The organism is Bacillus sp. EB106-02-03-XG38 (assembly GCF_058792175.1).
In genome coordinates, this window is sequence record NZ_JBYTED010000005.1 from 260,010 (window position 1) to 274,727 (window position 14,718).

Consider the following 14,718-nt stretch of genomic DNA (forward strand, 5'->3'; position numbering starts at 1 on the left):
GGAATCGTACTCGATTGGCTTGTAGCGCAATGATTCTGCAGAGCCCAGGAATCCTACATAGAGGCGTTCTGCTGTAATTTCTGCCATATCTATTTGTGGTCTATAATTATCTAAGGAGTGTTTATATGAATTATTCCGAAATACCGTTTGAAGTCAAACTACTGCTTGATGTTAACCAAGTACTGACTAATGAGAATCAACTTCAGTTAGACCAATTAGACATAGAAATTCAAGAAATTGAAATGATCGACATTCTTTTTTTGGATAGCCCAGATTTAACCTTGTATCAGAATGACTGGATTATTCGCGGACGATTAAAGCCGAATAAAGACAAATGGGAACTAACCTTTAAGTACAGAATCAAGCTTTCGCAAAGCGAGGAGCCGGCAATCGCTTTGGAGCAAGCGTTGCAAGCTGCAGCTTCGTCAGGCTTTGATTTATCCGATCCGAACTGTGAATTAGAATTAGAGTGGAGCGAGGAACAAAAAACGCTTAGTTTGTCCTACGAGGTTAACATCCCAATCGCTTCTCCTGACAAGAGTGAAGCGTGGAGAGATCTTATTATGCAACATGCGCCTCAGCCGCTCCGTTTAAAGGAATGGGAGAGAATGGATTTTCCAGAACTCGTCAATCAATTAAATGTTTTAGGCCCTATACGGGCACAAAAAAACAAAGGAAACTGGCATGGCTTAAAAACGAGTGTCGAAAGCTGGTATATCACAAATGGTACAATTGTTGAAATTTCTTTAAAGGCTAAAGGCGGCGAGGATGCAAGAGAAAAACGAGAACAAATGAAACAACAACTCAAGGATAAGAAGTTGATGACAGGACAAAGCTTCTCAAAAACACAGTGGGCATTGTCGCGGCTTATCAGACCCACACAAAATCCATTTTCTTTGCTTCAAACAGGAGGATACAATTTATATTTTCGACACGCAGAGCCTGAAAATACAAGCAGCGAGAATGCCTCTCTTAGCGAAACTGGTCTAGAACAGGCAAGAAAAATAGGAAGACTGTTCGTTGATAGACATATCCCGATTCAAATTCCTGTCCGTTCCAGTCCAATTAATCGAGCAAAGCAAACCGCTCAGAATGCATTCGGAGAAGAACAAGTTCAGCTAGATGAGCGCCTTTTCCAACCCGAATTGTCGAAATTACTTGAATCAACGCCGGAAGTAGGAAAAAATCAAGTATTTATTGCTCATCGCTTTACTTCTGACAACCCGCTTACAGAAAAACTTGATTACATGAACATGGTTCTGATTAAACCGCTGGGAGCCGGCAGTGGATATAGACTTGAGCAAGTGTATGATTTGTTAGCAGAATCAATCATTAGGTACGATCATTTGTAGCAATTTATCTGGGTATGATTTGTGTTTTTAAATTTTTAATATCTAGCGAACTTGATGTTAATCTGATAATAACTATTGCAACTCTTCGCATCTCTGCAGAGAAAAATAGTAACTTAGTCTGTTGTAGCTTTTTTCATTCCCAAAATAATATCACATGAGATGAGAGAAGACATGGATTGGATTTGTTTGCAATCCATGTCTTTTCTATAAATTAGGAGAACATTATCCTTGCACAAGCAGGGCTCAATGGGATAATATCTGGTTGATGCTGTTTCCACTTGAATAAACTTTGATTTTCCATACCGATCCCATTCTTTTTAGAGTAATAGTACCAGTATGTCCAAGTTTTATAGATTTTTCACACCAGAACCCACTATTTCATTCCATAAGTAACAGATCCTTATTCTATCTACCCATATTTTTCATTTTTATAATTTATTTTAAACTCTTCATCTATTATTACTCCATGATTCTTATATTTGATTACTATCCTCTATACTATTAACTTCTTCCATCTTTTGTTCAATCCAATTCATAGCCATTTTTGCATCTTCTTGAGCAATTTCTCCTCTTTCGCTCTTATACTTATGTGTTTCATAAGCCCACACTAATATGATTTTAACAAATTCAACTGTCTCTAATTTACATATCGGCTCAAATTCATCTTCTTCATCATAAAATGGATCCTCAATTATGGTAAAATCCCTAAAGGATATTATGCTAGAAGCGTTTCCTCCATGTCTATATTCGGATATGTTTCCCCTCAATAAATCAATAAAATTGTTAATATCATTTTTTAAATCTCTTAACCTCCAAGGTATATCAGACCCTAAAGGATCATTTATCATATTGGCAAATTTCAACGATTTTTCTTCATCAAAATCCATAACAACCACATTGAATTCTTCTATATATTTAAATTCATAATTATACTTAATCATTAAGAACACTGCCTCCAACTCAATATACTGGATAAGCTGAGATTACCTTATTATTCCTCAAAATCATCTCTATTGTCATTCCATCACTTGTTTTTCCAAGATATCTATTGTTTTTTATATTCACTTTGTTATTAAAAGCCTCATTCACTGCATCTATTACTTGTTGAGGTGTCCAATCCTTTGGAAAGAATGTGGATTTAGGACCTTTTAATACTCCATCAATTTCCACTTTAGCTTGGCAGAAACCAAACGTACATTTGATAGATAGTGAAGTAACACTTTATGTATGTCGAACAATTAGGATGGCTTCCTGCCATCCCTTGTTCGAAGCCAATTCATCTCCCACCTACTCACTTCGCGTTCCTTGAGGAAGGAGTCTTCTTGGCTAATTTATAGACTTCATCCGAAAAGAACTCCTAAATAACATAGGAGTTCTTTTTATGAAGTTATGTTTTTCTATCGTGCTCGTAAGACCTAGTATATTAATCGTGATTTACTTTCTGTCCAACAGTAACTATCTTATTTTTATTTCCATAAGTTTTTATCAAGAGACAGAGCTCAATTTACCCTTCTTTCTTTTAACTCCCCACTCTCACTTCTAAATAAAGTGAAAGTGGGGAATTCAACTGTTTAAAAAAAATCAAATTTTATTCCTCAAGACACCTTCTAATTTTACAAAAGATGAAAAAAGAGGGATTTCTTCCCTCTTCACCAATAAAATCGAACATATTTACAATTAAGGAAGGGTATCCATTCATCAGGGGATGAATGAAATAATAACAGTTCACCTAGTGAATTATAACACGACTACACTTCCATTAATAGATAATTTTAACATTTATGGATTGATTGTGACAGAACTGTTAAACATCTTAATATTAAAAGGTTTTATATGATAGAACTAGAAATTGGCTAGTGTAGGGATAAAATATAAGGGGGATATATATTATGTTTACAAAAAAACAAAAATTAGTAACAACCGTAACAGCTTTAACATTAGGATGCGGATTTACTTTCGGATTAACACCGGCATTTGCAGATTCTAATAAAGCGTCTGTAAGCACTACACCTATTTATTCTATTCATAAACAAGAACAAGATCCTTTTACTGGATATGTCATTTCAGTAGAAAACAATTATTTAGTGGTTGCTTCTACATCTACAAAAGATGAAGCTCTCGCTTACCAAAATGATTGGTGGGAGTTAGTAAATCAAAATAAGATTTTAAGAGTACCTATTTCAGATGGTGAAAATTACACTATAGGTGAACAGTTAAATGTTTATGCTGCTGCATGGACCAAATCTTTACCACCAATTGCCGTAATGCCTAAAATTGAAAAAGTACTTCAATAGATTATACTAAAAATAATAGGGCATTATTCTAATTAGAATGCTGCCCTATTATTTAGTAAAAAACCGAATACGTAATATTTATATTCTTTTTCGTTGCTCTCTGATTTTCATCATATATTAACCTAATACTTATCATTCTGCACCTGACGCTAGATCCTACATCTCACATTACTGTAAAGATATTACTCGCTATCTTTCATCTCTACAATAGTAGTATCGTTTACAATTCCATGGCATACCCTTTAAAAACATTAAGAAATATCTTATTTCATACCCCTATCTTTTACAATCTTACCGCTATCGCTAGCCAATTTAATTCTTTAATTCTATTTTCACAGATTCATATATTCTTCTAAAGTCAATTTTTTCTTATATATACTTTCAGCAATATCTCCTACATAGCGAATATGCCACGGTTCATATGCATATCCAGTAATACTCTCTTTACCTTTTGGATAACGAATAATAAAACCTGCACGATGCGCATTTTCTTTCAGCCATTTTCCTTCTTTCGTATTCGCAAAGGTTAACTCTAGCTCATTATTTGCACTTTTAGAAGAAACATCCATCGTTAATCCTGTTTGATGTTCACTATGTCCAGGGTTTGCCGAGAAGCGATCCGTATGCTCTTGTCCTTTTCTTTTCACGTTGTTTGCATACAGTTTTTTTTGATAATCATAGGAGCGAAACCCAGAAACAGCATTCAACTGGATTCCTTCTTTCTTTGCTAAATTAAATAACCTTTCTAGTGCTTCTGCTGCCTCTTTACGAAGGTAACTCTTTTCTAGCGTTCCACTGAATGAGAATGGTACATTTGGTACAACTAAATCTTCCGGTTTAAAGTCTTCATGCAATCCATATTCTTTATTAACTACAGCTTGTACACTAGCAAAAGAACTTGCTATGTTATTTGAAGTACCATTTTTCTCTCTATTTATGGAGTTTTCATGAGTTTCATAGTTTGTTTTTTTGGGTTCTTTACCAATAGATTGATTGGTATAAACGATAAAGATACCAAGTATCACAATCATACAAGTAAAAATCCCTACTAATTTAATTCTCATTATTCATTTCCTTCCTGCCACTCTTAATATTTCTCGTTTATAATACTACAACCATATCAAATTCATATTAATTTGAAGTTAACTTTTGTTCTTAACATATTTCTTAACAGAAAGAGAGTATATCCTCCTTTTCGTTCGATACGCTAAAGATACTAACACGCAGAAACCAATTCTATTCCTACATACGGAAAAATAATCTAAAAATTCGTATAATAAGATTAGAACTGTAGCATTCTATTATAGAAAGGTCTTGGTATAATGCTAGGTATTGATGTAAAAAAACAAAAGAAGAGTTAATAATTTCATGGCAATTGGCGGAGATTACCATTCCATTAAGTGATGTAATTGAGGTTACTGAAGATGCTACCTATGCGGGTGTTGAAGAGACTAGTGCAATCCGTATTGGCAATGCATATGGAACAACGGATCGTATTTTAATCAAAACGGTAAAACAAAATTATGTACTATTTACGACAAATAAGATTTCAATTTTAAACGCAATAAACGCTTAAAAATGAACAAGCTAACGGGATTAAACAAGTCCAAGTTAAATAAAAAGGTGCGAAGCCATGGAATTGACTTTACACCTTTTTTAAATACTCTATATGAATATAAATCCCCTTTAATATTTCAATACTTTATCACTTCTTACTACTTTATACCCCATTTTTCTAAGCAAAGTAGAACATTACCCCATTCTCTGTATTAGTTACACCATACTTCCCAACATGTAAGTCAAATATGTTTTTTACAATTGAAAAAACAAAGCCCGTGCTGCAGCTTGAAAAATTATTCGAGATATACAAGGTTTTTATGCCTGAATACAGCATGAAAAAAACCTTGGCGACCAAACCAAGACTTTTTATGATCTTACGACCTATCAATCAACAAGAATCAGAACCACCCGACTTCTTGCTCATTATAATCTAGCATACACCCTCAATTTACTATACATTTTTTATATTTTCAACAATTTGCATTGCTTTTACACAACATTCATACTTTTCAATTCTGAAAGTCCCCTTACTCTACCTCTGCCATATAAATCTCCGTTCTAATACAGTTTGTACATCGGTATCATTCTACCTTCATCATAATCCAAATACACTATATTAGTAATTTTTGCTGTGTCTATTGATAAATATAATAAGACTGCCAAGTACACTTAATGAAAGCACAAAATATAACAATAAATCAGGTAGAAATTCTAAAGAAATTATTTCTACTGATTGAAAAATAAAAATGGCAATGATACCTACAGATAAGATATTGTACAACACATTATTTGTTTTATATTGAATTTCTCTCCCTCTTTCGTCTTTTGCTTCATCACTGGACTGAAATTGTATTACGTACATCTGACTAATGAATATTACAACTAAAAATAAAATTTTTAACCACAACATATGACTCACTCCTCCTGATAATCAAACACGTCAGTTATTGACTTTTCAAATACATTTGCGATTTTAAAGGCAAGAATTAGAGAAGGATTATATTTATTCTTTTCAAGAGTAGCGATAGTTTGTCGACTAACACCAACCCTTTTTGCCAATTCTTCTTGAGTCCAACCTTTTTCTGCTCGACAAACTACAATTCTATTATGTAACAATAGGAACACCTCTTAGAAAAATTGTAATTTATTTCTTACAATTCGTAAAGTATTTTTTACAAATCTTTCAACACTTAAAATAAATTTAGATTAAAAGATCCTGAGTTATAAACCCCAAAATTCCCCCCCTTTATAAAATAAAGCTCTTTACTTTAAAGTATATAAATATCCCTAACCAAAACTAAGAAAGTATTAAATCATATTTGATTAAGTAGAAGTTTCGTTTGATACATCTATATACTCTCATTATGATAATTACTTAGCGGAAGTATAAACCTACATTTTATGAAAAGTTACACTTCCTATGATACTTATCAAAAACCTACGCTCCCTCTCATAAGAAGTATTTAATAGAAAACTGTAAAAAAATCAAAAAATACATTAACGAAACTTGTACTACCTTACCTATACTTTTCAAATTTAAAAACATGGACAACTCTTTAATTCAGAATATTATGTATATTCATGAAAAAAATCGTGATTAAATTTAATTTATCGAATTCCTGTTATTATCAGAATAAGCCTTTACAGAGAAATGGGGGATATTATGACTGTTCAAGAAAAAAGTAATAAACAATTGATGGAATTATTACATGAATGGTATGAAGAAATTCGTTTATATCATGTAGTAGAAGCAAAACAAACATATCTAAAAGTAAAAGAAAGTTTAAAAGAAATAGAAACAGACCAATATGTATCATTCTATTATTCCCTGCTGAATTTTAGATATAAAGTTTTGGTAGATGGAATGAGTATTACAAAAGATTCTTTTAATCAAATAGAAAAACTACCTCATATTAAAGATGAATTTTCATTTTTAGCTTACTATTATTATTTCTTTAAGGCAATCCACTCTACAATTATAGCAAATTATACTGAGGCAAAAACATACTATGAAAAGGCGGAAGGACTTTTAAAAGATATACCTGACGAAATAGAAAAAGCTGAGTTTGAGTATAGATTTTCAACATACTGTTATCAATCTTATCAACCATTTGAAGCGATTCAACATGCAGTAAAAGCCAAAGAAATATATTTGAATCATGTAGGCTATAAAATTAATATTGCTTTATGCGACAATGTATATGGACTGGCTTGTATAGATCTAAGAGAATTTGAAAGAGCGGAAGAATGTCTCAATATGGTTATTGATATTTTTAAGAAGTATGATGAAGAACAATTATTATTACGAGTACGATCCAATTTAGGCTGGTTATATAATATTCAAGATTTATATCCATTGGCGATTAGACAGAGTTCTGAAATTATAAATACCATACCGAACCATTTTAAAGCATTATTTGTCTTAGCAAGAGCATATTATAAGTTAGAAGGCATTGAAACAGCAAGAGCATATATCGAGCAAGGAATGAAATATACAAATGAATCAGGAAATGAGGAATATAAACACCGTTTCGCAGTTTTAAATGAACTAATTACAGAACTGCCTAGAATTAAACTAGAAAAAGTAGTTACTGATGCCATTTCTTATTTTGAAAAAGAGGAAATGTGGGATTGTGTAAAAGAATATGCAGAGATTTTAGCACTACAATTTTACGAGGCAAATAATCATGTTAAAGCGAGCAAGTATTTCTATATTAGCAATAATGCTGATAAGAAACATTTAAGAAAAGGAGCGTTAAAGTAATGAAAAAAATAAAAAAAGTGTTATTCAGTACGATAATAGTAAGTACATTAGCATGTAGCATGATTAGTTTAAATGTATCACAACACTCTTCATTTAATGGTGGAGATACGCCAGCACCAACAAAACTGAGTGTCTCTGGTGGAGTATCTATTAATTAACGTAATCCAGTTTTCTCACTTAAAAAGACAGAAAATTCATACTACAAATACAAAAAAGGTTGAATAAAGTGGATAAAATATTGAACCCCCAGTCCGAAACAGGTTTGTTTCGGACTATTCACGTTACTATAATTGTGCGTAGGGTGATAGACTAAAAGTAGACAAGATTTTCTTAACATAAAAAAGAGCATCCTATCGCCATGTATAGGAGTGCTCTTTTTTGCGTATATATTTAAATTTCTAGTTATAACTTTTTTGCACTAGAGTCATGTTTCTTATATTTTTTTTACAATTCTACTAAGTTTTTTATAAAATTCACCTTTCGTTTTTATATGCTTAAACTGATTTGGATTAATATTTGCTTTTTGTGAGAGTGCTACAATCTCTTCTTTTGTAATTGAATCTTTAGTATTTATAGAGGCTATATTTGTATATTTTCCATCTTCAGTTTTTGGAATTTCTAAAATCCCTTTATTTACAAGATCCACTACAGCCTTATGCTCTGAAGAATGTGTATTCACGCCAGTAATTTTCCAATTATGCATAACTTTTGGTGTGTATACACCATTCTTTACCTCTTTTAAATATGTAATAGCAAGGTTACGAATGGTTCCACCAGTTTCCCCGAATGCATTCTCTTGTTTAGATGACCAAATTTGTTCAAACTTACGCCCCTCTAAAGCTCCACCTTTTGCCTGAAGAGCCTCCATTCTATATGCATTCATTCCCAGCGTCATAACATCGTTCGTTTTGATTGGTTTATTTGTACGAATAGAACGTAAATTTGTAATTCTACTTCCATATGGTTTTGTTAAGTCAATTTCGTATTTTACGCCTCCAAAGAAATCATTCGTACTGTATTTAGACGCACGACGGGTTTTATCAAAACTAACTGTTACATCTCCAGGACGAGATGAATTAAAGTACCCTGCTGCCCATTCCATATAGTCTTTTAAGTCTTTCCCAGTTACCTTATATACCGTAATTTCACCCAAAGCATATTGATAATTATATGCAATATCTTTTTTCTTAATAGGACCTACATCCAAACGGGCATTATCGTTATCAATTTGATGGGCTACTACATCTGCTTTGCTGTAATAGAGCATGACCTCATGAAAGAAATCTGACAAAGGTGTCTCTTGAATCTGCACACTTGGAATACCCTTTATTTCATTTTCAGGAACAAGATTTCTACCCTTTAATTGAGCGACTACAACATTTGCATCACCCCTCGCATACTCATGAAAAGGTGTCAGTGTGTCTTCAAGTGTAGGATCAGATACTACTGTTGTTCCATCAGTATTTTTTACAGGTATAGCTGTAGCAGTTTTATCTTTTAGAACCAGCTTTCCATCTTGCTTTGTAAAATTAAGGTCAATACGTGAGATATGTGTTCCATATTTATCTGGTTCTGTAATAATGACACCATTTACAACTTCTTTTTTAACAAGTTTATGCATATGAGCTGCAAAAATAGCGCTTAGTTCCGGACAAGCATTCGCAATATCTTGAACCCCAGTACCAGGAATCCCATTCTCATTTTCTAGTCCCATATGCATAACCCCTACCATTACATCTACTTTACCCTCTAATTCTTTAATTGCCTTTTTTGTCTCTTCTACTGGATTTTTCACTACCAATCCATCCAAATGATCTGTCCCTTTTTCAAAATCACTAATCATCGGTGTATTCATACCAATAATCCCGACTTTAATTCCACCTTTTTCAACAATTGTATATGCAGGAAGAAAACGCTCTCCATTTTCCTTATAAATATTTCCTGCCAATGTCTTGCCCTTATATTGCTCACTAACTTTTTTCAATGTATCTAATCCAAAGTTAAATTCATGATTTCCAAATGCCCAAGCATCATATCCCATTGCATTCATCGCTACCATCATTGGCGATTGCGGTTGATCATTGAATAATTCTACTGAGTTTCCTTGAATTGTATCCCCAGCATCTACTAATATTGTATTTGGATTTTCTTGACGTACTTTCTTTATAACCGTATAAAGCTGTGTTAAACTTCCACTCGTATTTGCACCATCAAGCGCATAATCCCAAGGCATAAATCTACCATGAATATCTGCAGTACCTAACAGTGTAATATTAACATCAGATTCCTCAGCTTTCGAGATAGATGGTTTGACTGTTACTGCTGTTCCAAGAAGTATAAAAATAACCAAATAACATAAATAGTTCTTCCATTTCATTTTTTGCATAATAACAATATTTCTCCCCTTTTGTACTGTCATATAGTTGCTTGAACTTTAAAAATGTAACTTATTATTCGGAAAACTTCAACTACAAAAAGAAATTTTGCAGGTGATTCTGTTACAAAAATAAAAATGCATACTAACAAATTTGTATTTTATGTGTAAAGACGTCACAAAACGCTTTCTATTAATAATTAGGAACAATAAAAAAAGTAGCGATTTTACACTACTTTTTGGTATATAAATTATTGCAATTCTTTTTTATATAATTTAATAGCATACATTTCACTAAAAATAGACAATGATCTTTACATTCCAACTTTACAAAGTAATTTTATTTCCTTGATTTGTTCTATATGACGCTGTTCATGCAAATAGATCAGTTCTATCCACTGATCAAGAAGTAATTCTCCAAGAGCTGGATGCATCACTGATTTTTTCACCAATATAGATTCATCTTCTATTGTACTTAGGAAACGCATTAGTTGTTTTCTCGATTCGTTTAACAAATCCACCATTTGCTGCACCTCAAATGGCTCTATGCTTGGTTCAATCATTTCTGGGGCTATAAATTTTATTGATCTATCTAATAATATAGATTGAATTTCTTTACGCTCATTTTGTGTACTATCCATCTTTTTTAATCCAGATGAAATGACCTTTATAACCCTTTCATCTAATAACACTAAGTGATGACATACTTGTGCTATACTCCATTTATCCTTATCTGGTTTCCTATTAAATTGAGTATCACTTAACAAAGTAATTTCCTCAAATAAATGATTTCGCGTTTCATAAAACTTGTCATTTACAAATGTATTCATGAGAATTCCCCTTTCATCAAAAAGCAAAATAGATTAATTCCTACTCTAGCAATATTCTCTATGAAAAAATATTATCCTTCACTACCTATAGTTATCATATGTGTTGTTGTTCGTACAATTTAACAACAAAACTTATACCGAAACGAAAAAAAGTAATCTTTGCAATATAAGTTTGTATATAATACCATTCAAAGGCTCAAAATATCGAAGTGTCTATTCATAATTCCATTGTTTTTAATCTCATCTCAAAAAGGAGCTGTATTATATGGATAAAGAAAATCTAGTAAGCGAACAGATGAATCGCATCCCACCGGATGCTCTGAATACCCCTAGTAAGGAACAAGAACAAATGCAAGAAACATCATCTCAAGTGGAACATAATCCAAACAATAATGTTAACAATAAAGATATTAACCAAGACCTATACGACACAGACTTACCCACTTCAGATGTAGATAGAACAACAAACAAAAAATAAATAACTAACAAGTCAAAAACACAGACCAAAATAAAAGATTTATTTTACATAATTTCTGAAAGAATTCTCCTTCTTTAAATATTCGCAGGACAATAATCCGGAGATAACAGTAAGAGGGATTTTCCTTTCCACTTACAAATAAAAAAACGAGCACCTTATCACTATGAATAGGATTGCTCGTTTTTATTTTTGTCTATTCCTTTTCTGGCCAAATTTTCGCGTTTGGTTCTAATAACCACTTGTGTTCTTCCTCCATGATACGATCATTCCAAGGATTATTCTCAAGATGTCGAATCATCCAACAAAAATACATGGCATATCCAGGCGCTGTTGCTTGTGGATGGTCTAGCTCACCCGGAATTGTAATAAAGCTATTATGTACAACGCGATATGCATCCTCACCAACCATTGCACATCCAAACCCCTGTGGTTTGTTAAAGCGATAATAATATACCTCTGGCTGGTCATGGTGATGTGGTGGATAACTAGACCATCTCCCAGGATAAGAAATAACCTCGCCTACTACCATATTAGAATATGCAGCATTGTTATAGTCAAAAATCGTACGAATAACACGCTGTGCTGTTCCCTCCCATACTCCATCTCCAGCTACAACACTTTGACACTCATTTGGAGTATATAACTTAGAAGCAAATTCTTGATCATTATCCGTTTTTTGAACAAGCACTTCACTATCTGAAAGAGCAGTAATTGTAACCTTCACATTTTTAGATACATGTAAACACCAAGGGTTTTCTTCAAACACAGACTGCCTTTGAATAACTTGTTCCTTCCCTTCCCACTCTAAACGTATTGCACCTTCTAGTAAAAGTACTGCCGTTTCATTTTTATCATCAAATAGCAATTCTTCTTTTCCATTAGGCATCTTATATATGCCTATATCCATTAACATATCACTGCATTGCCTGTTCATTTCTGTTAATACATTATATCCTTCATTTAATTCACCTAATTTTCCTAACATGGCTTTCTCCTCCTTTTATAAAATAGCTACTCAATCATTCTCTACTTTTGTCAGTTCACTACATTCCGAGTTTCTTCTAACTATCAATGAAGAAAGCTTTTCTGATTATGCTCTGTTTTCACTTCCGAATATTTGCATATGACTTTTAACGTTTTCATATGCGGCCTCAATAACATTCTGGTGGTACGTAAAGTAATCTGAATACGGATTATTTAGGACGGCAGTGTTAACCGCAGTAATTATATTCTGAAATGTGGCTGTTGCTACATTAATTTTTCGAACACCATGTTGAATACATAGCTTGAAATCCTCTGGACTAATGCCAGAGCCGCCATGTAAAACGAGTGGGATATGGACTACCTCATTAATCTCTCGTAGGCGGTCTAATCGTAAATTAGGATCGCCATTGTACATACCATGCGCATTTCCAATTGCAACAGCTAACGCATCTACGTCTGTCTCTTCAGCAAATCGTTTTGCTTCTATAGTGCTTGTCAGCAACATTTCAATATCTTCTGATCCGTCCTCACTACCACCAACTCTACCAATCTCAGCTTCTACCGTCGCTCCATACTGTTTCGCAAGTTCTACAATTTCTTTTGTCTTTTGGATATTCTCTTCTAACGGATAGTGAGAGCCATCAAACATAACCGAACTAAAACCAATTTCTAACGTCTCTTGAATCTTTTCAAATGTCATACCGTGATCAAAGTGAACTGCTACTGGAACAGTTGTTTTTTTCGCTGCAGCTACCATCAAAGGACCAATCATATGAATTGGCGAATGATTCAAACGAACTTCCGCAATTTGTAGAATAAGCGGTGAACTTAACTCTTCAGCTGCTTTAATAGCTCCCATTACCATTTCCATATTCGCGACACTGAAAGCCCCAACCCCATAATTCTCTTGATTTGCTTTCATTAAAATATCTTTCATTTGAACTAATGGCATTACATACTCTCCTATTTCAATATTATTTATTACATGTAAAACCAACCTTCACGTCTTTTTACCCCTTTTATAAGAATACATGTTGATTACCCTACCATTTTCTTAGGGATAATCTTAAAATGCTTAAATTACAGACCGGCTTTTTCTTGTATAAATTTTCGGGCTTTTAATGCGTATTCAAAAGGATTCGCTAAAGCTGGATCTTGCTCTGCTTCTACCACAAACCACCCTTGATAATTAGAGTTTGCAAGGATAGTAAACACTTCATCAAATTCAATTACACCATCCCCGGGAACTGTAAATGCCCCATTCTTCACTGCCTGTAAGAAGCTCAATTCATTTTCCTTTACAGCATCTACTACTTCTTGACGAATATCTTTTAAATGTACGTGTTTAATACGAGGTAAATATTTCTTCAAAATATAAAGTGGCTCTTCTCCTGAAAAAACAAGATGACCTGTATCAAAAAGCAGAGATACAAGTGCTGAATCAGTCATGTCCATTAACTTTTCAATTTCTGCCGTTGTTTGAACACCCGTACCCATATGGTGATGGTATACAATATGTAGCCCCTTTTCCTGAGCTAATTTACCGAGGTGATGTAATCCATCCGCAAGCTTATCCCACTCTTCTTCTGTAAAAACAGGTTTATTTTTAAATAGTGGTACATCCATTAACCCTTGAATACTATGCCCTTGCTCTGATACAACGATGACTTTTGCACCCATGTCATGCAAGAAATCCCTATGCTTAATAAATTCTTCTACCGTCTCTTCAATCGGCTTCGTTGTTAAAAACGTACTAAACCATGCACTTGCAATCTCCAAGTTTCGTAATTCCAAAGATTTTTTTAATACAACCGTATTTCTCGGATATTTATTCCCTACTTCACTTCCATTAAATCCAGCTAGTGCCATCTCACTAATACATTGTTCAAACGTATTTTCTGCCCCTAGCTCCGGCATATCATCATTTGTCCAAGCAATTGGTGCAATTCCAAGCTTAATTGTATTTTCTTTAAACATCCCCTTGTCTCTCCTCTTATTAAAATGTGATAGAATTTCGCCAACTTCTCTTATCTATTCTTTAAAAAGAGAGCTTCTTAAACCATATGCATGTAGATAAAAAGC

15 protein-coding genes and 2 pseudogenes are annotated in these 14,718 nt (G+C 33.4%); 6 read left to right on the forward strand and 11 right to left on the reverse strand.

All coding sequences use genetic code 11. From position 1 onward, the window contains the following. The first annotated feature begins 125 nt into the window (after positions 1 to 125). Positions 126 to 1,352: a histidine phosphatase family protein gene (locus tag AC3WTI_RS22000; RefSeq protein ID WP_257127476.1), complete on the forward strand. Its 1,227-nt coding sequence runs from the start codon at positions 126 to 128 to the stop codon at positions 1,350 to 1,352. Between the two features lie 473 nt (positions 1,353 to 1,825). On the opposite strand, the gene AC3WTI_RS22005 is transcribed toward AC3WTI_RS22000, so the two are convergent. Next, positions 1,826 to 2,293: a hypothetical protein gene (locus tag AC3WTI_RS22005; RefSeq protein WP_098903309.1), complete on the reverse strand. Its 468-nt coding sequence runs from the start codon at positions 2,291 to 2,293 to the stop codon at positions 1,826 to 1,828. A gap of 19 nt (positions 2,294 to 2,312) precedes the next feature. Beyond that, positions 2,313 to 2,522 carry an EndoU domain-containing protein gene (locus tag AC3WTI_RS22010; RefSeq protein ID WP_253621760.1) on the reverse strand — a complete coding sequence of 70 codons (210 nt, stop codon included), beginning with the start codon at positions 2,520 to 2,522 and terminating at the stop codon, positions 2,313 to 2,315. Between the two features lie 719 nt (positions 2,523 to 3,241). Between AC3WTI_RS22010 and AC3WTI_RS22015 the strand changes: the two genes are divergently transcribed. Continuing rightward, complete coding sequence (locus AC3WTI_RS22015) at positions 3,242 to 3,646, forward strand: DUF3221 domain-containing protein (RefSeq protein ID WP_048524861.1); 405 nt, start codon at positions 3,242 to 3,244, stop codon at positions 3,644 to 3,646. Between the two features lie 332 nt (positions 3,647 to 3,978). On the opposite strand, the gene AC3WTI_RS22020 is transcribed toward AC3WTI_RS22015, so the two are convergent. After that, positions 3,979 to 4,710 carry a M15 family metallopeptidase gene (locus AC3WTI_RS22020; RefSeq protein ID WP_098903307.1) on the reverse strand — a complete coding sequence of 244 codons (732 nt, stop codon included), beginning with the start codon at positions 4,708 to 4,710 and terminating at the stop codon, positions 3,979 to 3,981. Between the two features lie 258 nt (positions 4,711 to 4,968). Between AC3WTI_RS22020 and AC3WTI_RS22025 the strand changes: the two are divergent. Continuing rightward, positions 4,969 to 5,222, forward strand: a pseudogene (locus tag AC3WTI_RS22025) (SunI/YnzG family protein). Positions 5,223 to 5,361: 139 nt separating this feature from the next. Here the strand turns inward: AC3WTI_RS22025 and AC3WTI_RS22030 are convergent. From AC3WTI_RS22030 to AC3WTI_RS22040, 3 genes and pseudogenes are all read right to left on the reverse strand, one after another. Then, a pseudogene (locus AC3WTI_RS22030) lies at positions 5,362 to 5,483 on the reverse strand (sensor histidine kinase); the annotation flags it as partial. Between the two features lie 339 nt (positions 5,484 to 5,822). Continuing rightward, complete coding sequence (locus AC3WTI_RS22035; protein ID WP_000964481.1) at positions 5,823 to 6,116, reverse strand: hypothetical protein; 294 nt, start codon at positions 6,114 to 6,116, stop codon at positions 5,823 to 5,825. Positions 6,117 to 6,121: 5 nt separating this feature from the next. Beyond that, positions 6,122 to 6,322, reverse strand: coding sequence for a helix-turn-helix transcriptional regulator (locus AC3WTI_RS22040; protein WP_000903072.1), 201 nt, complete (start codon positions 6,320 to 6,322; stop codon positions 6,122 to 6,124). A gap of 547 nt (positions 6,323 to 6,869) precedes the next feature. Between AC3WTI_RS22040 and AC3WTI_RS22045 the strand changes: the two genes are divergently transcribed. Further along, positions 6,870 to 7,970, forward strand: a complete 1,101-nt coding sequence (locus tag AC3WTI_RS22045) for a response regulator aspartate phosphatase (protein WP_000217983.1) — start codon at positions 6,870 to 6,872, stop codon at positions 7,968 to 7,970. Continuing rightward, on the forward strand, positions 7,970 to 8,128 hold the full coding sequence (locus AC3WTI_RS22050) for a Phr family secreted Rap phosphatase inhibitor (protein ID WP_000721404.1): 159 nt from the start codon (positions 7,970 to 7,972) through the stop codon (positions 8,126 to 8,128). Before AC3WTI_RS22045 ends, AC3WTI_RS22050 begins: the two co-directional genes overlap by 1 nt. A 275-nt stretch (positions 8,129 to 8,403) precedes the next feature. Here AC3WTI_RS22050 and AC3WTI_RS22055 read toward each other — a convergent pair whose 3' ends face one another. Continuing rightward, positions 8,404 to 10,356, reverse strand: coding sequence for a bifunctional metallophosphatase/5'-nucleotidase (locus tag AC3WTI_RS22055; RefSeq protein WP_098903305.1), 1,953 nt, complete (start codon positions 10,354 to 10,356; stop codon positions 8,404 to 8,406). A gap of 302 nt (positions 10,357 to 10,658) precedes the next feature. Continuing rightward, positions 10,659 to 11,174, reverse strand: a complete 516-nt coding sequence (locus tag AC3WTI_RS22060; RefSeq protein WP_098903304.1) for a DinB family protein — start codon at positions 11,172 to 11,174, stop codon at positions 10,659 to 10,661. Positions 11,175 to 11,439: 265 nt separating this feature from the next. On the opposite strand from AC3WTI_RS22060, the gene AC3WTI_RS22065 reads away from it, so the two are divergent. Next, the gene (locus tag AC3WTI_RS22065) at positions 11,440 to 11,652 is read left to right on the forward strand and encodes a hypothetical protein (protein WP_098903303.1); all 213 of its coding nucleotides are present in this window, start codon (positions 11,440 to 11,442) and stop codon (positions 11,650 to 11,652) included. Between the two features lie 193 nt (positions 11,653 to 11,845). On the opposite strand, the gene AC3WTI_RS22070 is transcribed toward AC3WTI_RS22065, so the two are convergent. The 3 genes from AC3WTI_RS22070 to iolE form a co-directional block, all read right to left on the reverse strand. Continuing rightward, positions 11,846 to 12,637, reverse strand: a complete 792-nt coding sequence (locus AC3WTI_RS22070; protein ID WP_492304409.1) for a 5-deoxy-glucuronate isomerase — start codon at positions 12,635 to 12,637, stop codon at positions 11,846 to 11,848. A gap of 105 nt (positions 12,638 to 12,742) precedes the next feature. Continuing rightward, positions 12,743 to 13,588: a class II fructose-bisphosphate aldolase gene (locus tag AC3WTI_RS22075; protein WP_144488506.1), complete on the reverse strand. Its 846-nt coding sequence runs from the start codon at positions 13,586 to 13,588 to the stop codon at positions 12,743 to 12,745. Positions 13,589 to 13,716: 128 nt separating this feature from the next. Next, positions 13,717 to 14,613, reverse strand: coding sequence for a myo-inosose-2 dehydratase (iolE, locus tag AC3WTI_RS22080; RefSeq protein ID WP_144488505.1), 897 nt, complete (start codon positions 14,611 to 14,613; stop codon positions 13,717 to 13,719). Positions 14,614 to 14,718 lie beyond the last annotated feature (105 nt).